This window comes from Candidatus Woesearchaeota archaeon (genome assembly GCA_016188115.1).
In the GTDB taxonomy this organism is placed as follows: domain Archaea; phylum Nanobdellota; class Nanobdellia; order Woesearchaeales; family GW2011-AR9; genus JACPIK01.
The window spans coordinates 628,675-651,303 of sequence record JACPIK010000002.1; the positions used below are offsets into that span (position 1 = coordinate 628,675).

Consider the following 22,629-nt stretch of genomic DNA (forward strand, 5'->3'; position numbering starts at 1 on the left):
AGATGAATACTAAATGACTATATTCATCTGATTTAAAACTTAACCAACAACAAAATTAAGCTCAAACAATACGTTTCTTTTTATGGTTATAACGAATAGTTTTCTCAAAAGCATGTAATTCTTTGAAAAACAACATCTTGAGTTTACGTCGAAATATAACTGTAAAAAGCAGTGCTGCACCTCCCGCCAAGAACAACACGGAATACATTGAAAAACCAACCTGAAACGTGTCACCAACACCATTCAAAATTAAATAACGAGGAATATGTCCCCCGATAAGAATAAACAAAAAAGTCCTAAATGAGATAGGTGTAAGACCCAAAAGAAGAGTTACCGTGTCGCTAGGAAAGATGGGGATAATGTAAGAAATAAGCGCAGCCGCAGGACCGCGTCGTGCAAAAATATGATTGAAATGAGCAATATGATGCGCATCAACGAGCTTTTCAAGAAGAGGTTTACCATACCGCCGTACCAAGAAAAATATTGTGCATGAACCTATTACCAAACCAACAAGAGCTAGTAGCGTTCCAAAAAAAAGACCATAAACATATCCTCCCGCAAGAGCAATAGGCGTACTTGGAATTGGTAAAATGATAGAAACACCCATTAACACAACAAATAATACAATACCCCATCCCCCACTTGTAATCAAGAAATTACGAACAAGATCAGGGGTTGAGAGAAGGGTTAAGAAAGAAGCAGGAGAATGAACTATCAGAACAGGAATGATATTTATTAAAATAATAAAGACTAAGAGCAGATACACAAACATACGATGTTTTGTTTTCACTCATCTTAGAAGAAAAAAATAGTATAAAAAAGTATGGAAATTAAAAGAATGGCCCCGGCGAGACTTTCAATCAGCAACCTGCTGGGCTAAGCGAAGCACATGCCCGCTTTTTTCCCAGGTTTTCTTAAAAGCTGTGTTTGAACTCGCCACCACCGGCTTGCTTAAACAAGCGCATGGAACGCTGCCATATAAGACCGGCGCTCCACCAGGCTAAGCTACGGGGCCACATTTTCTAGAAAAAGACCTGCTTTAAAAGATTTCCTACACAGATGAAGCAGAAAAACAATGAGCCAACAAGCATAGCTACAATCCAAGTACATTTATAAAAACAATGCTAGCACCAGATTTAATGAACACTCACTTCGCTAGTATAGCTCTATTTGCCGCAGGCACAATCGCGACAACACCCAGTTGCGCCACATATCAGATTAATTATACTTCCGATCTAGAAAAAACACCACTCATTGCAGATTACCAAACCCCAAACCAGAACAGAAAATCCCCCAAATATAATATTGAGGATACCCAACCTTTACAAATAGTTCTTGCCGTTTATGCTTCCAAAACTGCCCCATTTCGAGATGGTTCCACCTGCGTGTATGACTCTCAAAAAGAGATAAGTATTGATGAATATCTCCTAATGCAAAAAGAACAGCCCGCCACAATTCGCCTCCCACTTCCCAAATTAATATATTGTCTTGATAAAGATCACGACCAAGAGATAACTCTTTGGGAAGCAGTGACTGAACAGATAAATTTATGTGGATTTACCAGTAATTCCACTCTAAACCAGATTATTACAAGAGCCAATCCGCAACTCCCTCCTATAGATATTACCAGAAATTATTGGACTTGTTTAGAAGAACAAAAAAGAGCAAAATAAGACTTTGAAATTTACACTACTTTTAGATTACAATAAAGATATATAAAAGAAAAAATAGGTATTTGTAGCATAAAGAGGCGTTCCATGAACATTAACCAGCTACGTAAATTAATGGATCGTAAAAAAACTTCTCATAAAGGAGAAAACGGTCACGTTTTAATCATTGGCGGTTCAGAAGAGTACGTCGGAGCAGTTGTTCTTGCTGGTCTTGCAGCGTTGCGTTCTGGATGCGATCTTGTAACCGTTGCTTCACCAGAAAAAGTCGCTTGGGCAATTAATCGTTATTCACCAGATCTACTCACACAAAAAATCAAAGTCGCGTTCACTGTAAAACTTGCAAAAGACATGGTCAAACAAGTTGAAAAATATGATGCAATACTTATTGGTAACGGGATAACCAAACATGCAGATAAGTTCTGTCAATATTTTATCCGTAAATCCCCAAAGTTAAAAGTAATAGACGCAGATGCTCTAAAAGGACTCTCATTTAAAGAATTTAGTAACTCTATTCTTACCCCACATGAAAAGGAACTCGAACAAATGTTGATTAATAGTAACAAAGAGTTTCTTTTACCAAAATTACGTGAAGCAAATCCAAAAGAGAAAGCAGAAATTCTCCAAGGCAACCTTCGTTATTTCTTACAAAACGACAATGTTTTGCTCGTAAAAGGACCAACAGACATTATTATCTCGAAGAACAAAATCGCATTTAATAGAACCGGAAATCAAGGCATGACTAAAGCAGGAACAGGTGATGTGCTTGCAGGTATTTGCGCAGGATTTCTCGCGAAAAGCGGAGATCTTTTCAAAAGCGCAGTTGCCGCATCCTACATTAATGGATATGTTGCGGACATCTTGTTAAAAAACAAAAAAGGATATAGTTTTATTGCCTCTGACATTGTTGAAGACCTAGGAAAAGTTCTCGCAATGGATAAAAAAGTAAAGAAACCGTAAAGATAGGGTTAGATACAGAAGCAGATTAAATCATGTAAGAGTTAGATTTCTGTAGGATCAAAGAAAATTACAATAGCCACACCAGACTTAATCCAACTATACCACTAAAGACGTGCATCAACAAAACCAATAGCCAAACACCTTCTCGTTGAAGAATATTTTTATGAACAAAATACATTGTTTCAATAGTAATGAAGAACCGCAATAGTACTGCAATCAATACGTAACTCCATAAAACCCCTGTAGAGATATACAACCAAGAACATAACGCCCACAATGTTACTAACAGAATAATATCTAGAATAAATAATGTGCGAACAACTCGCACAGTGAGATTATAAAGTCGCACAAAGAGAAATGCAATCGCAATTTCAAGAACTAAGAGCAACGGAATAAGACGTACAAACCAAATCCATTCCTCTCTCTCAAAAAAAGAAGTTGTAGAAGAAAGATTTGCAACCCCCTCTTTTTGCAAAGAAAGGCGAAATGTCCCTCTCGTAGAAAACGATACTTCTTTTGAGATAAAAAGATGAGATAATTCCGGAACAAACACCACGACCCGATAAGGAGTCACAACCGGTTGAGATAAACGAAAGAAACACGCATCTTCGTCACAAGTTAAATCCAACGCACTATATTGCCAGTAACAATCACGATTTGGGTCATACTGGTGAAATGTTTTAAGATCAGCAACAACACCACGCAAAGTAGACTCAACAGCAGGCTCATCTTCTCCGCATAAGAAAAGATTACCTACAACACCAGAAGTAGAGAGAAGAGTGTCCTGTTGAGATAAGCTAAAAGCCAACTCTTCACTCGCAAACACAGATAAACTAAATAAAACTACAAATACAATAAACAAATACATCTTCATTAACATCTTCATTAACATCTTCATAACGAAATCTGCGCAACCATTGCTTAAATAATTATTGGCACTAAAGACTAAGAAGAAAAACATAAGTATCATGAAATTGCAAGATAGCAAAAAATACACCGACAACTAACTCTACTACAGAAAACTATAAAAAGTTGTAAAAAGCGTTTAATTCATTTTGGAGGAAGATGTATGTTATATGAACTTTATCAACGACCTATTCTTACCGTAGGTATAATCGCGTTCCTACTTATCTGGCACTTACTATGGCAAGGACTTGCTCTCTGGCATGCTGCTCGTAATAAACATACTGTATGGTTTATTCTTATTTTACTCCTAAACACCATTGGAATTCTACCAATCATTTACTTAATACTTCATCGTGAAAAAAAACCAACTGCAACAGTTTCCACTACTCCTGAGGTAACACCATCAAAATCAGCACCAAAGAAACGAAAACAAAAAAATGAGCCAAAATCAGAATAGATACTAGATTTAGATTTGAAACAACAAAAACCATTTTTCCTAGGTTTAGGCAAGTCATTTTCAATAAGCCAAAAGGTTTTTAAAGCATTCACACTCCAACGCCCTAAACGCCCTGGTGGTGTAGCCCGGATTGTATGTCTTACGACACGCAAGGGTAAACTATCATACTGCCCTTTCGCGGCGGAAAGCGGAGCTTTCGAGCTCTTCTGTCGAAGAGAGGCAGTGACCCGGGTTCGAATCCCGGCCAGGGCACTTTATCTTTCGTTCTAGCCTTATTGCGTTTATGAATAGAATTCCCTACAGAAGACATGTGTTGCCAAGAAAGGGTTAACGTATGATCTTCTGTGGGGGGGATGTCAAAATTTGTAGTGCCATCGGCATTAAGTTGATATTTCAAATAATGTTTTGGATACGGCCAAGGATGTTCTGGATTAACATGAGGTACGCACCCATCAACACGCACAGCAATACTTTTAGTTGATTTTTGGAGTGCTGTTGGATCGGTGGTTTTGTGCAAGAGTAGAATTTATATATTCTAATACCTATACTTAAGACGTGGCAAAACTTGATCAGAGTTTTTGGAAAGAAGCGTTACAGCACGCTTTCAGGAAAGATATTCCAATTCTGCTGTATTTAGTTTATCTCTGGTTTGGTGTGCTTGATGTCGGCATGACGCGAATCTACCAGATCACGAGTTCTGATGTGGTCAGCACCTCAATTATTCTGGCCGTGATAATCTTGCCTGCTATACCTGTGATTATGCGCGTGTGGTACACGCGATAAGATTTAAATAGAATCGTCCCTTTTTAGCAAGTACAATGCGTATGCTACATTATGCTGGACTTGCCATTGCATTAAGTGCATGTGGCGAAGGAGCACCTGGTTCTGATAAAGTTGGCGATTCTAATCCTAAAACTCCTTTTAGTATAACGGAATCAGTAGGACGTTTTAACAATAATGGAAGTTATTCTTTTCGTGAAATAGATCCCGTATATGTTACATTAGAGGGTCAAATTCAATCAGTCCCCTTTACAGTTGATTGTCTCAGCTTTCGTGGCGAGAAATCAAGAGATGTATGTAAAGCATTTAATGGAGATTTGGGACTTGCTGGTATTGCAGTATTTGAAGATGGGGGAGAGGTTGAACAAGGTCTTCAAGCTAAAGAGTATGCCCAACGTCAATTTGCTTTAAGCCAACGTAATATTGAACTTGATTCTCCTGTCAAAATTACTCCGGAAAATGAAGAAATTCTTTTTGATCTTAATCAATGGTATTTTACTGATGGCCAATATCACTGTGATAATCGTATGACTGGTCAACAAGTGATCGAGAGTGAAGACTTTGCACGATTCTTTTTGGAGAAAATTCTTGATCGAGCTCTCGGTTCTGGATGGTCTATTTCATATGTTGCTAATCTTGCTAAAGAAATTGCTGATGAACGATATCCAATTAACCCAAATGCCGATTATGCTGTTTTTAGCAGAGTACCGGCACGACCACAAGATACATCGTTGCTTATTGAACTTAATACAGCGGGAACACTTCCTCCTGAAATAGTTGATGGGCGGTTAGCAGAAGAAGTTCTTGCAGGCTGTCGAGATGATCGACCAGTGCGAGAATTGCGCCCGGAACCTATGGAATTGATTGATTGTCTGAATGGGAATACGATGGGAAATGAATGGAAAGCAAATCGACCAGAGGTATTTACTCCCGGCGAGGAAGGGGTTATTGTATTTGCTGGAAGGCATGATGGCTATTTTGTGGATCGTGAGCTTTTAGATTTGAATGAAGGTCTTATTGTTGAACTTCGCGGTATTCGAACGGGAGGTATCGGATTTGGCATTGGCCTAGGTGAAAAGACTGGCGAAGGTGCTAATATAGGGATGTTTCTAGATATCCCTTTAGATCCCAATCAGATGTACTGCGGACTTTCTGTTGATAGTAATGATGATCGAACCGTTCCCTGTCTAAATCAACAGGTTTTGAATGACCATTTTACTATTCAATTTGAAGCAACACCACAAGAGACAATATTCTTTGCGAATGGGAGCGAAATCTCGAGATCAGGTCCACTTCCGAATTTAAAACCTTCAGCAGGACTATACATTGATGGGGGAGAAACAGGGGGATCGTTGGAATTTAGATTATGTGTCGGTCGACCTAAAACTAATTAGGCACGCAGCTGACTGATCCTCTTCTGATTATTCTACATTCACCGGGTAACCCCTGATTTAAGTTAATACATTTCTTAGCGTTTTCATTGACATCGGTTTCTGGATCACACCCGCAATGATAATCCTCCTCACCGAGATCTTTAAAATCCTCTACATTAAACCGTCCTCTACCTGCAACATCTTCCACAATTGCTGTTGAACAAACTTGTCTATTCTCATCCCCACATCCTACAGGTCCATGACACCAGAATCCTGGACTTGCTCCCGCACCATCACCTGCCAATTGGTATGTCCATGGAGAGCGACCAGCACACGCTGGCGCAACTTTGTCACAAGAAGAAATAACATCTGGATCAGTTTCCCGCGAGACATCAAAGCATTTCAAATCTTCATCTTCAATTGATTCGGCAACAAAATTAATATTAGTACACGTATTGCCTCGTAGTCCGTCACAGGTTCCAACTTCCTTGCTCGTTTCAAGAATATATCCAGCTCTTAAACCACTGCCAGCAGTAGCATCAAGACGAGCAATGCTACCTAATTCATCTGCTGTTCCAAAACAACCCATCTGCGACTCGCCTGCAAAACACTCTTTTCGGTCTTCACGATTATATGGTTCACGAGTAACTGGATTGCAACACGCATGTGTTGCCAAGAAAGGGTTAAACGTATGATCTTCTGTGGGGGGGATGTCAAAATTTGTAGTGCCATCGGCATTAAGTTGATATTTCAAATAATGTTTCGGATACGGCCAAGGATGTTCTGGATTAACATGAGGTACGCACCCATCAACACGCACGGCAATACTTTCTGTCGATGTTGTCGTTGTGGCATCAGTCGGACAATACGCAACATCAAGTTCAAGTGTGAGTGTCCCCAACCCTTTTTGTTGAAACGCTGAAAAAGAATTCTCCCCTCGTGCATCCGGCCCAAGCAAATTAGGAGAAGGACTTCCCGTTTCATCTTTCCAACGAGAAATCAAATCAGCATTTCCCCCATCTTTATACCAATCAATGCCATTGAGATCTTGTCGAAACCAAGGCAAAGCAAATTGGAAGTGACCATTTACATTTGTAGGTTGAAGATCTTTAGTATATTCAAATTTCTCTGTTTCTTCATCATTGACATAAGATAAACGTAAATGTTGGAGTTGTCGGTTGTTCAAAGAGGGATTTTCCGGATACTCAATCGTGACAAAGACAGGATCTTCGATAGAAGCGAGATAGACCTTATCGTCGCCTTGTGCATCAATAGTCTGTGCATACGAACGAAGCGGTGGGCCTGTGGGATCATCGTTTTGGGTAAACCTGTATTCAGGCATATCCATCTTGACATCCATGGTCATAGGTCGATCAATTAGAACACGAATGGTTTGATTGTCTTCAACTTTTCCGTCTGAGGCATGACCTATAAGACCATATAAACCTGGTTGATCGCCAAAAAGAGCAGCAATTCTTTCTGCACGAAGAACATATTTCTCAGCAGAAAGATCTTCATCATCAGCAGGAAATTCCACAACAACTGGTCGATCACCACAAACCCCATTGATACAAGCACCATCCCATTCTAGTTCATCTTGTGGATTTGTAAAACGATAGTGGATCACCTGAGAAGGATTATCTGGATCTTGAGCGTTAAGTGTAATATCAAGATCGCCTTTCTGATTATCTCCCGGAATAACCAAATAATCATAAATCGCAGGACAGGCGTTACGTGACACATAATCTAATGCAGGTGCACGATTTTGAACGGCAAGACGGAAAAGATACGGCTGTTGGTTGAGCGGGCTTAGAACCGAGGTATGAAATTCAAAAATGTCATCACCTGTGGTTGGATCTTTGACAACCTCAACCTGTGTAATCGTCTGCTCAATCCACTCTTTAGGATTTTTCCAAGTGCAAGTATAGGTTCCATCACGGTTATCAACACAGCTATCAGGTACTACTTGATCAGGTACAGCTGGCTTCCATTGATATTCAAATACTTCACTCGTTCGCATGTCTTCATCCCCCATATCAAACTCCATGAACCGTTGCTCCTCGCGAACTAATGTTAAAATAGCCGATGCAAAGCGGAAAAATGGGGTTGGATAGGTGAAATCAAACGTCGTGGGAAGAAAAACCGTATCTTCTCCGCTGCGAAAGGTCATTTCATATTCTGAGGTAACATCGATAGCATCGTACCCCAAGTTAACATTTGTCTTCAATTTTCCTGGCTCTAATTGGTAGCCTAACTGAATTTTACTTTCAATAATTTCTTTGACACAGTCTTGAGTTTTTTCTTCAATATACTTTGCAAGTGCAGTTTCAATTTTACCTGTGGTTAAGAATGGACGTGCACCAAATTGAGCATCAGGATGGGGAAATGTGTATTGACAAAAGTAAGGACTATCTTCATCGTTGGGACAAGGATAGGCTTCTTGATAAGATTCTCGATCGGGGGGTTGTGGATACTCTTGACGCGCAATGCCATAGGCGACACGATCACCAGACGGATGAAGAAGTCCGGTCTTGCCTTCTTCATAGACGGAAAAACCCCCAGGATCGCCTTGCCATAATGTCCCTTGCTTTCCAAGCAGTCTCAGTCCTGTGTCAAGATCATCACGCAAGCAGTCTTCGACACCCATACGTAATTGAGGAAACTTGAATGCGCCGGTGAATATTTTTTCTTCCGCTTGTTTAAGCTGCTCTTTTTGAGTATTAGAAGAAAGCATGATGATGAAAATGAACGCACTCACCATTAAAATTCCAATTATGATAAAGATCGTTATCTGTCCTCTTTTTGCACCCATACGCAAAATGAATATTTTTGAGTATAAAAAGGTAGTGCGACTAACCCCACAAAGAAATCTCAATAGTCAAAATGAAAACGTCTACTAAAACATTTATTTTGTAAACATTTATAAAAACACCCCTCTGCATCTTTTCACATGGTCAACCCTAAACTCGACCCAGTTAAACTCCAAAAACTGCAAGATTTACGTCAAAACAATGTAAATCCCTACCCCTATACTTATTCTCAAACCCATCACGCCCAACAACTTAAAAATCAATTTGAAAAACTCAACCCCGAAGAACACACTAAACAACATGTTTCTATCGCTGGACGTATCATGCTACGCCGCGTCATGGGAAAAGCAAGTTTTTTTCATGTTCAAGATGAAACGGGACAAATCCAAATTTACATTACACAAGATAATGTAGGTGAAGAACAATATGCCCAACTCACTAAAAAGACAGACCTTGGTGACATCATTGGTGTTCAAGGTACTATTTTCAAAACGAAAATGGGCGAAGTAACCATCCAAGTGAGCCAAGCGCAAATCCTATGTAAATCATTGTTAGTTCTTCCTGAAAAGTTCCATGGTCTTAAAGATGTGGAAATTCGCTATCGACAGCGCTATCTCGATTTGATTAGTAATCCCTCTAGTAAAGAAGTATTCAAACAACGAAGTATGATCACAACAGCAATTAGAGATTATTTCAATGAAAAAGGATTCTTAGAAGTGGAAACACCTACCCTTCAAACAATTTATGGCGGCGCTAACGCAAAACCATTTATCACCCACATTAACACATGGGATATGAAAATGTATCTTTCTATTGCTCCAGAATTGCCGCTAAAACGTCTGCTAGTTGGTGGATTTGAAAAAGTGTACACTATCTGCAAGAACTTTCGCAATGAAGATGTAGATACAACTCACAACCCAGAATTTACGTCTTTAGAGATTTATCAAGCGTATGTAGATTACTCTAAAATGATGGTCTATCTCGAAGAAGTCTATGAAAAAGCTTGTATCAAAATACATGGAACAACAAAAGTAAAACGTATCTATAAAAACCAAGAAGTAACACTTGATTTTAAAGCCCCTTGGAAACGCTTAACCATGCTCGACGCTATTAAGCAGTACACAAAAATAGATGCATCAAATTCAAGTATAGAACAATTACAAAAAATACTTAACAAAGAAAACATTGAATATGAAAAACCGCTTAGTTGGGGCAGTGCAGTACAACATCTTTTCGAACATTTTGTAGAAGAACATCTTATTCAACCAACCCATATTATTGATCATCCAAAAGAGACCACGCCTTTATGTAAAGCACATCGCAAGGATCCACGACTTATTGAACGTTTTGAATCCTTTTGTATGGGCATGGAAATCTCCAATGCGTACTCCGAATTAAACGATCCATTACTTCAACGAGAGTTATTAGAAGACCAAGCTAAAAGCCTACGTGCTGGATCAGCAGAAGCGCATCCTATGGACGAAGATTTTGTCACTGCTATTGAATTTGGCATGCCACCAGCAGGTGGATTAGGATTCGGTATTGACCGCATGGCTATCATCTTAACCGGAGTAGAATCAATTCGTGACGTGATCTTATTCCCAACAGTAAAACCAGAACATATTTCTCAAACACAGACTGGCAAAGCAAAAGAAACCAAAATTGCAGTAGCAGTAATTAACAAAGCAGCAAAACTAGAACCATGGCAGGAGATGAATACAATCGCGCATCTCAACGCTGCCTTCGCTGCTCGTATGGGCAGAGAACTCTTATTGCAAGATACCATCGAAACAAAAGACGGAGAAAAAATTAAACTCAATATTCAACATGCGATTATGATCAAAACTGCATCTTCACAAAAACAACTACAAGACCTCATTGAAAACGCGCATAACAGAAATCTTGAAATAGCCCAATTCACACGGGAAATGCAAGAAACAACCAACGACAATGTTGTTATCGAAAAAACCAAACAAAAGAAGGCAGACCAAGTAGAATATTTAGGGATATTGGTATTTGGCAATAAAAAAGATGTTGATGAGATTAGCAAATCTTTTGCATTGTATAAGTAATTCTTAAGAAATTAAATATAAAAAGTCAAACTCATTAAAAAAATGAATGCGGACGCCAGGTAAACAAAAACATACGTTTTTGAACCTGACTAATTAAAAAAAATGAATGCGGACGCCAGGATTCGAACCTGGGTAAGCACTAAGCTAATAGGTATCTTTCAATTATAGGAATGGATGTTATTAACACAACCTATAATCAACCTAAGCCTATCCCGTTAAGTCGTGCTGAATTCCTAAAAATACAGCTCTTTGACCGCTCCGGCACGTCCGCATAATTTTACTCTAACCAGCGTATCGGTTTAAAAATCAACGATTTTTTGCTACCAACACGTTCGTAATAAAATTGATTTTTGGAAGGATCTTTTTATATCTTTCTATACCTAAACCAAAGATGAGCTATGGTATTAATTCTCCATAAGATTTATAAGAGCCAAAATAACTTCATAACTCATGAAACAAAGTTGGTTTATAATCACTATTTTACTTGCAATTTCGTTAATTCTTGTTGCCTGCCAAGATCCTAATGACACTTGTGCTGCACTTGAAAACCCTGCGCGTGACGAATGTTATTTTAATACCTCTAACTGCGATAAAATAGAGATACAAAGTCTCAAAGAAAGCTGTTTTGTAGAACAAGTAAAAACCAATGGGGATTTAAGTGTTTGTGAACAGATAGAAAACCCTCAATCCAAAGCGTACTGTCAAGTTCAAATTATTCTCAAAAATAATGAAACCAAAGGGTGTAAGACTATTAGCGACCCTTATTGGAAAAATAACTGCCATTTTCAGATGGCCCAACAGACCACTATTTCAACTGAATGTGGATTTATCCAATTTGGAGAACAACGTAGCCGTTGTTATCAGGAATTAGCATACGCAATAAATGATTATAAATTATGTATTTGGACTATCGACCCTTATTATCAATGTGTCACTAAAATCGCAGTACAAACACAAAATGAATCTACTTGTAATAAAATCTTTAACTCAGACGAACTCTACCGTGCTCGTTGCTTTGTACAAGTAGCTAAAGCTAAAAATGACCCTTCGATTTGTGCCAAAGCATCATTCTCCAAGATACGTGAAGAGTGTCAAACCTTTTTTGGATCGGCTCAAACAAACAGCAGTGAAAATAACGAAACAATCCGTATTCAAGCAAAATAGGATTGGAGAATAGTTTAATTTAGGTTAGATCAAATTATGTTATTTGCGAAGGTAATATGCTTTTAGTTAGTTGAGTACAAGAAAAAACGAATCGGCCTTCTAATCTATAAGAACCTATTCTAAGCTATAAAAATAAAGACTAATCTAGAAACCAACTCAATAAGAATAATAAAACTATCAAAAAAGAGAAGAAAAAAAAACTTACAGGGTAAGTTTCTTGTTCATGAAAAGTAAAACTTTTCAGCACAGAAAATTACATAGTAATTTTCTTGTTCTCAAAAATCAAAGATTTTTGGACCAGAAAATTACGCAGTAATTTTCTTGTTCCAATTATACTTACGCGTATGAGGCGTTGCCCCATAGCCACATTTCCCACAGCGTTTCTTATGAATGTGAAATGAATGTCCTCCACAGCGTCGACACTGGATATGAGTTTTCTTACCAGTTTTTCGTCCGTGGCTTGCGGTTCCTTTGGTCATGTATAATCACCTTATGCAGGAGAGATAATAGTAATTGTATCTCCTCGAATAAAGACTGTTCCTAACTTGCGACGAATTTCGCCGTTATAATGCTCTTCAGCATCATCAAGCACAGTATTAATATGAATATCGAATGCTTTGAGTTTGCCAACATAGCGAACGCCTGTTTTCAAGTCAACCATAACGATTTTGTTGCGAGCGTGATTTAATGCGTCTAAAGGACGTGATTCTTCCATTGTGATAACCCCCTCTTATGAGTAAGGATATAGGAAAAGGGGTGATTTATAAATGTTTCCAAAGCTATTGGCTTTAAAACCCTGAAACAGAGTTTCAGATGGTTTTGGAAATCGTCAGACGATTTCTAAACCCCAAAAGCTTTGTTTTTGTATGGTCTCGGCTAATCCAGCTACATCTTTTAGCTTACACTTTCTTTGTTTTTGAAAGTAATGGTTTTAAGCTGCGTTTTTGTGATGAATGCAGGGTTACACCCAGAAGGGTAATGACACTGCACAAAAGCAAATTGAGTCCTGCATAAATCCCAAACCAAAGATCAGGAAGAACAAAAAGACAATACAAAAAAGTAACCCCATAACAAACAGTCCAAATAAAGTAAGAATCGATATTAATACTCATTTTTTTATGATGCCACAAATCTTTAATTGTAGGGATATAACCTATCACCGAAATAATACTCACAGAAGCATAAAGAATTATCAACAATTGAACAAGAGGATCAGACATCATTAAGATAGTACTGTTAGAATATATAAATTACATCGAATAATATAAACGTACAAAAGATTATAAATCAATCTCGCTTTTCAAATACTATGATTAATTTCTCCAAACTGCAAAAAGAATTCCAAGCGTACGATGAAGAACGCGAACACCTTATCAAAAAAAGCCGAGATGTGCTCAAACTCAGTAAACAAATCATCTATGCAGTGCATCGTGATGAGTTAGACAATGCCACCGCATTAGTCAAAGAAATTGAAAAAGAACGCAAAGAACTTGAACGAATTGCCACCCACAACGCAAAAATGGCATATGAAGGCAGTTACAAAATTGCCATCCAGGAATATGTAGAAGCAATCCTCTATTATGATTTCGTTAAAAAAGGGGTTATTTCTGACATCAAAGTTCTTGCTGAGCATTACATTCTGGGTTTATGTGATCTACCAGGTGAATTAACCCGACGCGCCGTCTATTGTGCAGGAAAAGGACGAATAAATGAAGTAACTAAAATTCGCGACACCGTAGATAGCATCTATGGCGAAATGCTCAAATTCGACTTTCGCGATAATGAGATCCGCCGTAAAGTTGACGCAGTCAAATATGAGTTAAGAAAACTAGAAGATTTAATGTTAGATCTGAAGTTGAAAGGACGCGTACATGTGGATTAGAGTTCATTCTTTATCTAAGAATGTATTTTACACTTGCCAGTGTTAACAATTAATATTTTTGCATCTCGAGGAATTTTTTGTTTCATCTGTAACAGCATCCCTAATCCTGCAATCCCCGATGGTTCAAAAGCAAGCCCACACTGGTTACCTAAGGTCACAGCTTGATCCAAATACTTCTCTTGTAGAGGACATACATCAGAATCATTACCACAATACATTGCATAACGATATAATCGAATCCACTGGTCACCAAAATGAATGAATGGTAAATGAGGAGAATATAATTTTTCAGCTTTACTTGCTTTTCGATTCACTGTTGCACCAATAAAGTTACATTTCCGCAATTGTTCTACACTTCCCTGAAAACGAGGATCATGGACTGCTGCAGTTATTTCCTTCTTACAAACATTCAAAATGTTTTCATAGAGGTTTCCTGTACCAAAAGGAATAAAACAATAATCTGGAGAAGAGTTGATGATTTCATAACTCAACCAATCATAGAAACGAGTATTAGGATCAAGTGCATCTGATGAAGTAATATCAATACCATCCCGATTTTGCGTTAATTTAAGAATATCTTCCCAATTCAACGCTTTTGAAGAAAGAGACGCAGTATAAATCTCACAACCAATTTTTTTAAGTTCTTGTTTTATTGCTGGATCAAGATCTATATCAACAAGACATTTAAGATTCGGCAAACCGTATTCCCTAAATCGGTTCTGAATTGCATACCCTGCAGAACCAGATGTGATAATGGACATCTGAGGTAACTTTGTCAATCGTCCTGCCTTTTTTGCTAATAAGAAATCTCTATAGGTTACCACCATCTCCCATGCCATCCGATCTTTATGTGTTCCGCTAGGATTATAACTCTCATCTTTAATCCACACATTTGTAAAACCAGGAACTGTAATTTTGTACATTGGGGTCGCAGGAAAGCGAGGGTTTTCTGGAGGAAACTCAGGATTGAGAGGATCATTATCAGAACAGACTTTAATTGCTCGAAGAATTTTCTCTTCTTGGACTGTAAGCATTCTGAGGGAAAAGCAAACCAGTTATATATACTTAACTTTATAAAAGAAAAACAATTTTAGAATGTCACTGATAAGTAATTAAAATGCAAATAGACCTCATCCAACCACGCCATACCTATGCACCACCAGTTGAGCAAGACAGAATTGGGCATATATATTTACCTACGTCGTTGCTCACAATAGGTTCGAGACTATTACAAGCAGGTGTTGACGTTACGTTCCATGATGAAAATTTTCGACCAAGAACTATTTCCTCACGCTATGTTGGTTCTAATTTACTTGGTTCACCATATGTTCCTCAAGTAATAAGACTTCATGAAGATATCGCACGAGAAACACAACAAGAAATGACTTTCTTTATAGGAGGCCAAGTTGTTTCAGGATTAAGTCCTCAACAGTTAGAAAGATTATTTGGTGCATCTACCCATAGTGGAAATAATGATGAAAATGTAGCTAGAATTCTTGATTTAGACCAAAGAGCTTTACCTTCGTCACGCCAAACTTCTTTGATTCCAGCATATGAAAAAATTGATGACGAATCAATGAAAGAATATCTTTCACGAGAAATCTCATTGTATGTTTCACAAGGATGTAAATTCGCGTGTGACTTTTGTGCAGCAGTAAGAACAACCAAAGATCCGACAACGGGAGAAGTAATCAAAATTAAAGAAGAATATCGCAATCCATTAGTTGTGCAAAAAGATGTTGAATATTTAGTAAGCAGAGCAAAAATACTAGGCATAGACAAACTCCAAATTTACATGTCAAATCTGGATGTTTTTCAAACACCCCATGAATTAGTACGCTTCGCAAATGGAATTAAAGAAATTCGAAAAAATAACCCCGATTTTGAAATAACTCTTCGAGGTCTCGCAACTATTGATTCTTTTCTTAGAACGCGTGACAAACAACCACCAAGTATTGAAGCACTTGTTGAAGCTGGTTTTAACGCCGTTGGATTTGGTATTGATGGTATGACACCGCAAATATGGCAGGCCGTAAAGAAAGGACATAATACTAAAAACAAGTGTTTAGAAGCAATACGATCAGCACGACAAGACTTGGGAATCACTCCCGAAGTATTGATGGTCTTTGGACACAACGGAATTGATACACCGAAGACATTACAGCTTGCCTATGAATTCACAATGGACATGGTTGAGAGATACCAAGCAGTTCCAAGACCACATGTAGCCAAAGCATTTGTACCTGGCAACGAGGGGTGGATAAGTCCAGATCATGCTCATCAAGTTGAAGCTTTAATGCAACATCCTGAATCGTTTCAATCACTTGATTTTACTGCTCTTCCTTCCCCACTAACTCATCCCAATAAAGAATTGCGACGAGTTGCAACCGAATATTTCTTGAAAATGTGTGATATACCTACAGCTACAACACTCCCCATAATGCCAATCACACCTGACATGACAAACCAAGAGATAGAACTAGTAATGCAATCTAACATGGGCAAATATGACCGTTAAATTCTAACCTATTATTTAATTGTCGACACCCGCAAGTAATAATTACAAAATTTTTATAAAGTAGCCTCCCTCCTAGCCCCTTATGAAAATCCTTGCCCTCTCCGACATTCATGGTGATCGTAAATTCATGCAGAAAATGGCCCAAAAAGGCGCTGACGAACACGTTGATCTTGTCATTCTCGCAGGTGATCTTGCTGATCATAAAGGCAACGTAGAAGGACTTGTCGGACCATTCAAAGAAAAAGGTCTTGAAGTTGCCGTATTACCAGGCAATCACGAAGGTATGAGTGAAATTGGCTTTATTATCGACAAATATGGAGCAAAAAATCTTCATGGGTACACTATCCAGAAAGGCGATGTTGGTATTTTTGGCTGCGGCTATGGTGATATTGGTGTTCACCAACTCACCGACGAAGAGTTTTTCAAAACTCTTAAAGATGCCCGCAGCAAACTTCACGATGTTAAAAAAACAATTATGGTCACTCACGTTCAACCTTCTGACACCATGATCAGCTTTATTTTTCCAGGAAGTTCTGGCGTACGCAAAGCATTAGAAGAATTTCAACCTGACATCCATATTTGCGGCCATATCCACGAAACCCATGGTATTGAAGAAATGGTAGGCAAAACCAAAGTCATCAACGTAGGAAAAACTGGAAAAATTATCGAGTTGTAATAATGACCATTCTAGAAATGATGTGTGAACGAATTGCACGAGAGAGAGGAATTACGTTACTTCAAGTTCAGCCAAATTTACTTCGAGGGAAATTGAATAGACTTCAAATCCAATATGGCACTACAACAGACGCCGAAGCACTTTTCATTCAAAGAGAAGGAGAAATGGACTTACTCTTTCTTCATTCTACACCAAGCGGAGAAGATTATAAACAACTTTTAGTTGAAACAAGAGATGGGTGTGTTTTAGATTATCTCACAGCAATCCAACAGTATGGAAATTTAAAATTACCAACAGTAAACTCGCTAAGAGTCTGGTTTGAATTTGAATTACCTATTGATGGAAATTGTCTTGGAAAACCAGTTAATGCTCAATTTGATAAGCCAGAGTATTCTGCTTTTTTTTCAATCTGTAACGCTTTTTTTCCAAAGAACCATAAAGAATAATTTCCAAAAACAGAGTACTGGAAACCAAAAGGCTCTTAAATTACCCGCCTACCTCTTAATCCATGAACACCAACCGTTGCCCCGACTGTATGATGCCGCTTCACACCGGACAGCATAAATTCGCAGATGGAATGTATGAAGTTCAATATTGCAAAGAATGTGGTTTTCGTAAAGAAATCGGGCTCAAACATGAGCAGAATTAATCGGCATATTTATATTTCTTGTTTTTATTTTTCATCTAAGTTTACAAAACGAAATAAAAATAGGTGAAAATATGAACAAACAGATTCTATTTAGTATGATCAGTGTTCTTCTTGTCGCGCTCCTGCTTGTAGGATGCACACAAAGCCCGCAAGCTACAGAAGAAAATGAAGAAGCACCAGAACAAAACAACGATGAAGCTGCAAAAATTGAAGCGAAAGCCGATACTAAAGTAGAAGCAAAAGTAGACGTTACTGCAGGTAAATCTCTCAAAGAACTCCTCAGTGGCAAAGGAACAAAATACACTGCTGACTATACTATGACCTCACCACAGGCAAACTCCCAATTCACGCTTGTTCAAGATTTACCTAAACTTGCGTATCACATGAAAATGGAACAAGGCGAAAGTAAAACCATCCTTGATGGAGACATGATCTATTCTTGTACTAACATGGCAGGATCTTGGATGTGTTATAAAATGCAAACAAACACTCTTCTTGCAAGCGAACAACTTGAAAAAGACGTAGAAACCAACAAAGTGAATCCGGTCTACAAAGGTGCATGTAACATCGCTGGTGAAACTGGAAGCTCATACGAAATCATCAACCAAGACAGCGAAGCAACAGTATGTTATACTGCCGATGGTATTCTGCTAGAAATGACGACGAGTAAACCAATCCAGAGCAGCTTAAAAGCAACATCAATTAAACGCAGTGTCGACGCCTCAGCGTTTGTCTTACCTGCAGCTGCACAAGACATGCCTAGCTTCCCTGGAATGCCACAGTAAGAAGATTTTTTTATTTTAACTTTTTACTATTTTTCTAAATACTAAAGAAGTCAAAAATATGTAAGGAAAGAGTAACCATAAAATTCTATTGTCAAAAAGTAAATGACCATCTCCTTTAAAATAGTTAATATTATTTAATATCACTAAAAAAAAGTACAACATAGGCATGAAAGCCCAATGAAATGCTAATATAGATGGGCTTAATGAAGAAGTTTCGTTAAAAACATACATCCGGAGTCTTAAAAGTGCCACAAGAACAATCAATAAAAAAATGAGAAAGCATCCTAAAGATAGTAACGGACTGACAAGTTCGTTCTGCCAAATCTTAAAAACAATAGAAGTAGATATTGAAAGTACTCCTGCAGAAGAAAAGAATAGAAGCTCGTAAGCTCTTAGGTCTTCCTGAACTAGATTAAATTTTTCACCGAGGTTCTTACGAATTTTAGGACGCGTATGTAATTCATAGAAAAAAAGTATAATGAAAGGAAATGCCTGAGAAATAATTATAAAAAGCCCAATATCAATAAACACGATTTTAACACCTACCCCTTAAATTCATTTATTCCTACATCCCTGGCATCTTCCCGCCGCCAAACTTCTTCATCATCTTACTCATGTCCTTCTCGTTCTTAAACATCTTGACCATCTTCTTACTCTGACGATATTGTTTGAGCAAATCACGCACATCTGAATCTCTCATACCAGACCCAGCAGCAATACGTTCAACACGACCACCATCAATGATTTCAGGATCTTCTAATTCCCCTTTTGTCATGCTATCCATCATATAACGCCAGGTTACTAATTTCTCTTCTTGCATCTCTAATGCTTCTTTAGGAATCTTTAATTGACCCATACCGGGAATCATCTCCATGATTTTGCCAAATGAACCCATCTTCTTCATCGCTTCCATTTGAGAATAAAGATCAAGTAATGTAAAATCACCTTTCAAAAACTTTGCCTGCATATCTTTGGCATCCTCTTCATTAATCACTTCACGCGCTTTCTCCAGCAGCGACTCAAGGTCACCCATACCTAACATCCGTCCCACAAAACGCTGTGGATGGAATAATTCTAAATCATCAATCTTCTCGCCAACTCCAATAAAAATAATAGGTGAATTTGTAACAGCGCAGGCAGATAATGCTCCACCACCTTTAGCAGTACCCTCTAACTTGGTAACAATAACACCAGTTACTTTACACGTGTCATGAAATGCTTGGGCTTGTGTTTGAGCAGCTTGCCCAATATCACCAGAAATAACTAAAAGCCTTTCTTGTGGATTCGCAAGTTCATTCAACTCATTCAACTCCGCAATCAAATCATCTGAGAGCGCATCACGTCCAGCCGTATCAACAATAACAAGATCATATTCTTTAAGTTGCGGCATGAAATGCTTGTAAATCGCCACCGCATTCTTCTCTTTCTCAAGACCAAAAAAATCAACTCCTACCGTTGCAGCAAGTTGTTTTAATTGATGAAACGCCGCAGGACGCCACGTATCCGTCTGCATCACCGCAATCTTATAACCGCGTTTTTTGTAATATTTAGCAAGTTTACCCGCAGTGGTAGTTTTTCCTGATCCAAATAAGCCTACCAACATAATTTGCGTTGGTTTAGCATTAATCACCACATCGTGCGGATCCTTACCCAAGAAATTAGTTAACTCTTCATACACTATTTTGAGAATATGTTCTTTTTTGGTAATACCTGCAGGTGTTTTATCTTTTGCTCGTTCTTTGATCTTGTTACTCAAATCGAACACTAGTTTAACATTGGTATCCGACTGAAGAAGCGAACGCTGAATATCTTTCACTACCTCGTTAATCAGAGTATCATCTACAAACATCGCATTGGTAATTTTGGAGAGCGTATTCTTGAGTGAATCTCCCAGTTTTTCAAGGACCATAATAAAGAATAAAAAGAGCAGTTTTTATTTAAAGTTGCTGTTTAATCCAGACCAGCTTTTTCTGTTTCACTTTTATGAGTTCTATATCGTTCCAAACTAACTAATGTTGCTGTTAGATCAGGACCTTTCTGCAATCTTGAAGAACGTGGAAGTACACTTTTAAGATAAGCAGGCGTAACGTGTAATAGAGATGCAAGAGATGTCAGTGAAGTACGAGGCGGTAAATCTAATTCTTCACAAATATCACTTTTTGAAATCTCATATATTTTTAACACTGTTTCAGGATTGGACTCTCCTTGTTCTGTTTCAGATTGGTAGCAAAACTCATTTTGTACATCTCTTAAAACTTGTTCAAGTGAAACAGAAGAAACAACACAATCATATTTAATACGAGCAAGAATAGTGTTCCTATCAGTATCAAATTCCTGATTCCCCACAGCAAGAAGAGCAGCAGTATATTCTAAAGGAGCTTTGACAACTCGCATAACAACGTACTCGTCTTCTTCATCAACAGTTAACCCCGTATCAAATATTTCAAACATCATTCCTTGTGAACGAAGTGTAAGATCATACATACCATATTGATCAAATAATTCTTTACTAGTAGGAGCCTGAAAACGATAAAGACCACCAAGAAGGATTCTGTCTTGATTAGGTTCTGATTTACTCATAAAATTGCAAAAAAATGATTGAGTTATAAAAGTAATGAAAGAAAATGATAAAAAAATAATTCCTACTCGCTATCCCCGCCCAATATCCCGCCAAGCACGCCGCCGCCAATACCAGCTACTCCTCGTTTTTCTTCACGTCCGCCAGCTTGTTGAATACGGCCAGCCAGACGAGCTAATGGTAAACTTTGTAACATAATTTTACCCGGACCACGTAAAGTAGCTAGGAACAAACCTTCACCACCAAACAATGCATTACGAAACCCTCCAATAAATTGGATATCATAATCCACACCTTCAGCAAAAGCAACAATACATCCTGTATCCACCCGTAGCGTCTCACCAGCTTTCAGCGTCCTCTCAATCACATTCCCACCAGCGTGAATAAATGCTTGCCCAGAACCAGATAACTTTTGAAGAATAAAACCTTCTCCACCAAAGAGACCAGCACCTAACCGTTTGGTAAACGCGATATCGATTTCTACTCCCTGTTGCGCGCAAAGAAATGAATCTTTCTGACACAAGAAAGTCTCTTTTCCAATATCAAGTGAAATGATTTTTCCCGGATACGGAGCAGCGAACGCAACTTTACGTGAGCCTGTGCCTGCATATGAGAAAGTAGAAATGAACAATCGATCACCCGTAATCATCCGTTTGACACCTTTCCACAACCCGCCCCCCGTTGTTGTTTCTAAATTAACACCCTCTTCCATGTAAAGCATCGAGCCTGGTTCAGCTCGAACTGGCGTATCTTTTGTTAAACTCACCTCGATTAACTGCATATCATCGCCCTGAATTTTTGCTGTAAGTTTCATTGTCTCTGCCTCCTCTGTTGCGTCGGCTGCGTATACGCAAACCAATCATCCCTTGTGATTTCATGAAAATAATCTGCTTCATCGATAAGTGTTTTTGCTGCGGTTCTCTTCACTGCTGCAATTTCCACACGCACACCTTCTGATTTAAGATGCGCAACTAAATCAACATAATCGGAATCACCTGAAAGAATGATGATAGTATCAACTTTAGAAGACAACTGCGTTGCTTTAATCGTCAACGGAATATCTGCTGACTTATGACAAGGTATAACCGACCCATAATAATGAGTATGAAGCCGTTCTGCCAATTTTGAAGAAATTGCTTTACCTTCACGAAAATAAAGCAAGCGATTCAAACCCCGATTATTAAGTAACTTAGGAATCAAGATATCAAAATTAACCATTGTATTGGTATTTCCACTATCCTCATGAATACTACGTTCAATATTATTACCATCAACAAGAATTGCAACTGTTTGCGTGACATTAACATCCATTTTATCCACCTTAAAGATACATTACAATTGTAGACTTTAAT

25 protein-coding genes and 3 tRNA genes are annotated in these 22,629 nt (G+C 38.3%); 14 read left to right on the forward strand and 14 right to left on the reverse strand.

The genetic code is table 11. From position 1 onward, the window contains the following. Positions 1 to 61 precede the first annotated feature (61 nt). Both HYV86_03390 and HYV86_03395 read right to left on the reverse strand, forming a co-directional pair. Complete coding sequence (locus HYV86_03390) at positions 62 to 790, reverse strand: TVP38/TMEM64 family protein (GenBank protein ID MBI2572878.1); 729 nt, start codon at positions 788 to 790, stop codon at positions 62 to 64. A gap of 49 nt (positions 791 to 839) precedes the next feature. Further along, positions 840 to 1,015: transfer RNA gene (locus HYV86_03395), tRNA-Ile, on the reverse strand. A gap of 124 nt (positions 1,016 to 1,139) precedes the next feature. Between HYV86_03395 and HYV86_03400 the strand changes: the two genes are divergently transcribed. Beyond that, on the forward strand, positions 1,140 to 1,673 hold the full coding sequence (locus HYV86_03400) for a hypothetical protein (GenBank protein MBI2572879.1): 534 nt from the start codon (positions 1,140 to 1,142) through the stop codon (positions 1,671 to 1,673). Positions 1,674 to 1,757: 84 nt separating this feature from the next. Further along, positions 1,758 to 2,627 carry an NAD(P)H-hydrate dehydratase gene (locus HYV86_03405; GenBank protein MBI2572880.1) on the forward strand — a complete coding sequence of 290 codons (870 nt, stop codon included), beginning with the start codon at positions 1,758 to 1,760 and terminating at the stop codon, positions 2,625 to 2,627. A gap of 67 nt (positions 2,628 to 2,694) precedes the next feature. Here the strand turns inward: HYV86_03405 and HYV86_03410 are convergent, their stop codons facing one another. Beyond that, complete coding sequence (locus tag HYV86_03410) at positions 2,695 to 3,525, reverse strand: hypothetical protein (protein MBI2572881.1); 831 nt, start codon at positions 3,523 to 3,525, stop codon at positions 2,695 to 2,697. 171 nt (positions 3,526 to 3,696) lie between these two features. Here HYV86_03410 and HYV86_03415 point away from each other — a divergent pair, with 171 nt between their 5' ends. From HYV86_03415 to HYV86_03430, 4 genes are all read left to right on the forward strand, one after another. Then, positions 3,697 to 3,990 (forward strand): hypothetical protein, encoded by a 294-nt coding sequence (locus tag HYV86_03415; GenBank protein ID MBI2572882.1) that lies wholly within the window; start codon positions 3,697 to 3,699, stop codon positions 3,988 to 3,990. Between the two features lie 109 nt (positions 3,991 to 4,099). After that, positions 4,100 to 4,242, forward strand: a tRNA-Glu gene (locus tag HYV86_03420). A gap of 303 nt (positions 4,243 to 4,545) precedes the next feature. After that, positions 4,546 to 4,773, forward strand: coding sequence for a hypothetical protein (locus HYV86_03425; GenBank protein MBI2572883.1), 228 nt, complete (start codon positions 4,546 to 4,548; stop codon positions 4,771 to 4,773). A gap of 35 nt (positions 4,774 to 4,808) precedes the next feature. Then, complete coding sequence (locus HYV86_03430; GenBank protein MBI2572884.1) at positions 4,809 to 6,164, forward strand: hypothetical protein; 1,356 nt, start codon at positions 4,809 to 4,811, stop codon at positions 6,162 to 6,164. Here HYV86_03430 and HYV86_03435 read toward each other — a convergent pair. Beyond that, a complete protein-coding gene (locus HYV86_03435) occupies positions 6,157 to 8,955 on the reverse strand; it encodes a hypothetical protein (protein MBI2572885.1) in 2,799 nt (932 codons plus the stop codon). The two genes, HYV86_03430 and HYV86_03435, sit on opposite strands and share 8 nt — an antisense overlap. A gap of 138 nt (positions 8,956 to 9,093) precedes the next feature. Between HYV86_03435 and lysS the strand changes: the two genes are divergently transcribed. Beyond that, positions 9,094 to 11,025 carry a lysine--tRNA ligase gene (gene lysS / locus HYV86_03440; GenBank protein ID MBI2572886.1) on the forward strand — a complete coding sequence of 644 codons (1,932 nt, stop codon included), beginning with the start codon at positions 9,094 to 9,096 and terminating at the stop codon, positions 11,023 to 11,025. Positions 11,026 to 11,132: 107 nt separating this feature from the next. Here lysS and HYV86_03445 read toward each other — a convergent pair. Continuing rightward, positions 11,133 to 11,296, reverse strand: a tRNA-Leu gene (locus HYV86_03445). Between the two features lie 179 nt (positions 11,297 to 11,475). Between HYV86_03445 and HYV86_03450 the strand changes: the two genes are divergently transcribed. Continuing rightward, entirely contained in the window at positions 11,476 to 12,189 is a 714-nt protein-coding gene (locus HYV86_03450) for a hypothetical protein (protein ID MBI2572887.1), read from the forward strand. A gap of 305 nt (positions 12,190 to 12,494) precedes the next feature. Here HYV86_03450 and HYV86_03455 read toward each other — a convergent pair whose 3' ends face one another. The 3 genes from HYV86_03455 to HYV86_03465 all read right to left on the reverse strand — a co-directional run bounded on the left by HYV86_03455 (position 12,495) and on the right by HYV86_03465 (position 13,412). Further along, the gene (locus HYV86_03455) at positions 12,495 to 12,668 is read right to left on the reverse strand and encodes a 50S ribosomal protein L37e (GenBank protein ID MBI2572888.1); all 174 of its coding nucleotides are present in this window, start codon (positions 12,666 to 12,668) and stop codon (positions 12,495 to 12,497) included. Positions 12,669 to 12,679: 11 nt separating this feature from the next. Continuing rightward, entirely contained in the window at positions 12,680 to 12,904 is a 225-nt protein-coding gene (locus HYV86_03460; GenBank protein MBI2572889.1) for a small nuclear ribonucleoprotein, read from the reverse strand. Positions 12,905 to 13,088: 184 nt separating this feature from the next. Then, positions 13,089 to 13,412, reverse strand: coding sequence for a hypothetical protein (locus tag HYV86_03465; protein MBI2572890.1), 324 nt, complete (start codon positions 13,410 to 13,412; stop codon positions 13,089 to 13,091). Positions 13,413 to 13,498: 86 nt separating this feature from the next. Here HYV86_03465 and HYV86_03470 point away from each other — a divergent pair, with 86 nt between their 5' ends. Next, a complete protein-coding gene (locus tag HYV86_03470) occupies positions 13,499 to 14,071 on the forward strand; it encodes a hypothetical protein (GenBank protein ID MBI2572891.1) in 573 nt (190 codons plus the stop codon). A 14-nt stretch (positions 14,072 to 14,085) separates the two neighbouring features. Here HYV86_03470 and HYV86_03475 read toward each other — a convergent pair whose 3' ends face one another. Then, positions 14,086 to 15,105 (reverse strand): PLP-dependent lyase/thiolase, encoded by a 1,020-nt coding sequence (locus HYV86_03475; protein MBI2572892.1) that lies wholly within the window; start codon positions 15,103 to 15,105, stop codon positions 14,086 to 14,088. An 83-nt stretch (positions 15,106 to 15,188) separates the two neighbouring features. Here HYV86_03475 and HYV86_03480 point away from each other — a divergent pair, with 83 nt between their 5' ends. The 5 genes from HYV86_03480 to HYV86_03500 all read left to right on the forward strand — a co-directional run bounded on the left by HYV86_03480 (position 15,189) and on the right by HYV86_03500 (position 18,699). Then, positions 15,189 to 16,589: a radical SAM protein gene (locus HYV86_03480; GenBank protein MBI2572893.1), complete on the forward strand. Its 1,401-nt coding sequence runs from the start codon at positions 15,189 to 15,191 to the stop codon at positions 16,587 to 16,589. An 82-nt stretch (positions 16,590 to 16,671) separates the two neighbouring features. Then, entirely contained in the window at positions 16,672 to 17,265 is a 594-nt protein-coding gene (locus HYV86_03485) for a metallophosphoesterase (GenBank protein MBI2572894.1), read from the forward strand. 2 nt (positions 17,266 to 17,267) lie between these two features. Continuing rightward, positions 17,268 to 17,711 (forward strand): hypothetical protein, encoded by a 444-nt coding sequence (locus HYV86_03490; GenBank protein ID MBI2572895.1) that lies wholly within the window; start codon positions 17,268 to 17,270, stop codon positions 17,709 to 17,711. Between the two features lie 62 nt (positions 17,712 to 17,773). Further along, positions 17,774 to 17,914: a hypothetical protein gene (locus HYV86_03495; GenBank protein MBI2572896.1), complete on the forward strand. Its 141-nt coding sequence runs from the start codon at positions 17,774 to 17,776 to the stop codon at positions 17,912 to 17,914. Between the two features lie 71 nt (positions 17,915 to 17,985). Continuing rightward, positions 17,986 to 18,699, forward strand: coding sequence for a hypothetical protein (locus tag HYV86_03500; GenBank protein MBI2572897.1), 714 nt, complete (start codon positions 17,986 to 17,988; stop codon positions 18,697 to 18,699). 15 nt (positions 18,700 to 18,714) lie between these two features. Here the strand turns inward: HYV86_03500 and HYV86_03505 are convergent, their stop codons facing one another. The 5 genes from HYV86_03505 to HYV86_03525 all read right to left on the reverse strand — a co-directional run bounded on the left by HYV86_03505 (position 18,715) and on the right by HYV86_03525 (position 22,588). Beyond that, on the reverse strand, positions 18,715 to 19,230 hold the full coding sequence (locus HYV86_03505; GenBank protein ID MBI2572898.1) for a hypothetical protein: 516 nt from the start codon (positions 19,228 to 19,230) through the stop codon (positions 18,715 to 18,717). A gap of 34 nt (positions 19,231 to 19,264) precedes the next feature. Next, positions 19,265 to 20,608: a signal recognition particle protein gene (ffh, locus tag HYV86_03510; protein ID MBI2572899.1), complete on the reverse strand. Its 1,344-nt coding sequence runs from the start codon at positions 20,606 to 20,608 to the stop codon at positions 19,265 to 19,267. A 41-nt stretch (positions 20,609 to 20,649) separates the two neighbouring features. Then, positions 20,650 to 21,279 (reverse strand): hypothetical protein, encoded by a 630-nt coding sequence (locus HYV86_03515; GenBank protein MBI2572900.1) that lies wholly within the window; start codon positions 21,277 to 21,279, stop codon positions 20,650 to 20,652. A 62-nt stretch (positions 21,280 to 21,341) separates the two neighbouring features. Further along, positions 21,342 to 22,091: a TIGR00266 family protein gene (locus HYV86_03520; protein ID MBI2572901.1), complete on the reverse strand. Its 750-nt coding sequence runs from the start codon at positions 22,089 to 22,091 to the stop codon at positions 21,342 to 21,344. Next, entirely contained in the window at positions 22,088 to 22,588 is a 501-nt protein-coding gene (locus HYV86_03525; GenBank protein ID MBI2572902.1) for an NYN domain-containing protein, read from the reverse strand. Before HYV86_03525 ends, HYV86_03520 begins: the two co-directional genes overlap by 4 nt. Between the last annotated feature and the right edge of the window lie 41 nt (positions 22,589 to 22,629).

Excerpts from the sequence above, each read along its gene's own strand:
- HYV86_03400 (MBI2572879.1), top strand. The coding sequence starts at position 1,140 with ATGAACACTCACTTCGCTAGTATAGCTCTATTTGCCGCAGGCACAATC.
- HYV86_03405 (MBI2572880.1), top strand. The coding sequence starts at position 1,758 with ATGAACATTAACCAGCTACGTAAATTAATGGATCGTAAAAAAACTTCT.
- HYV86_03410 (MBI2572881.1), bottom strand. The coding sequence starts at position 3,525 with ATGAAGATGTTAATGAAGATGTTAATGAAGATGTATTTGTTTATTGTA.
- HYV86_03415 (MBI2572882.1), top strand. The coding sequence starts at position 3,697 with ATGTTATATGAACTTTATCAACGACCTATTCTTACCGTAGGTATAATC.
- HYV86_03430 (MBI2572884.1), top strand. The coding sequence starts at position 4,809 with ATGCGTATGCTACATTATGCTGGACTTGCCATTGCATTAAGTGCATGT.
- HYV86_03435 (MBI2572885.1), bottom strand. The coding sequence starts at position 8,955 with ATGGGTGCAAAAAGAGGACAGATAACGATCTTTATCATAATTGGAATT.
- lysS (MBI2572886.1), top strand. The coding sequence starts at position 9,094 with ATGGTCAACCCTAAACTCGACCCAGTTAAACTCCAAAAACTGCAAGAT.
- HYV86_03450 (MBI2572887.1), top strand. The coding sequence starts at position 11,476 with ATGAAACAAAGTTGGTTTATAATCACTATTTTACTTGCAATTTCGTTA.
- HYV86_03455 (MBI2572888.1), bottom strand. The coding sequence starts at position 12,668 with ATGACCAAAGGAACCGCAAGCCACGGACGAAAAACTGGTAAGAAAACT.
- HYV86_03460 (MBI2572889.1), bottom strand. The coding sequence starts at position 12,904 with ATGGAAGAATCACGTCCTTTAGACGCATTAAATCACGCTCGCAACAAA.
- HYV86_03465 (MBI2572890.1), bottom strand. The coding sequence starts at position 13,412 with ATGATGTCTGATCCTCTTGTTCAATTGTTGATAATTCTTTATGCTTCT.
- HYV86_03470 (MBI2572891.1), top strand. The coding sequence starts at position 13,499 with ATGATTAATTTCTCCAAACTGCAAAAAGAATTCCAAGCGTACGATGAA.
- HYV86_03475 (MBI2572892.1), bottom strand. The coding sequence starts at position 15,105 with ATGCTTACAGTCCAAGAAGAGAAAATTCTTCGAGCAATTAAAGTCTGT.
- HYV86_03480 (MBI2572893.1), top strand. The coding sequence starts at position 15,189 with ATGCAAATAGACCTCATCCAACCACGCCATACCTATGCACCACCAGTT.
- HYV86_03485 (MBI2572894.1), top strand. The coding sequence starts at position 16,672 with ATGAAAATCCTTGCCCTCTCCGACATTCATGGTGATCGTAAATTCATG.
- HYV86_03490 (MBI2572895.1), top strand. The coding sequence starts at position 17,268 with ATGACCATTCTAGAAATGATGTGTGAACGAATTGCACGAGAGAGAGGA.
- HYV86_03495 (MBI2572896.1), top strand. The coding sequence starts at position 17,774 with ATGAACACCAACCGTTGCCCCGACTGTATGATGCCGCTTCACACCGGA.
- HYV86_03500 (MBI2572897.1), top strand. The coding sequence starts at position 17,986 with ATGAACAAACAGATTCTATTTAGTATGATCAGTGTTCTTCTTGTCGCG.
- ffh (MBI2572899.1), bottom strand. The coding sequence starts at position 20,608 with ATGGTCCTTGAAAAACTGGGAGATTCACTCAAGAATACGCTCTCCAAA.
- HYV86_03515 (MBI2572900.1), bottom strand. The coding sequence starts at position 21,279 with ATGAGTAAATCAGAACCTAATCAAGACAGAATCCTTCTTGGTGGTCTT.
- HYV86_03520 (MBI2572901.1), bottom strand. The coding sequence starts at position 22,091 with ATGAAACTTACAGCAAAAATTCAGGGCGATGATATGCAGTTAATCGAG.
- HYV86_03525 (MBI2572902.1), bottom strand. The coding sequence starts at position 22,588 with ATGGATGTTAATGTCACGCAAACAGTTGCAATTCTTGTTGATGGTAAT.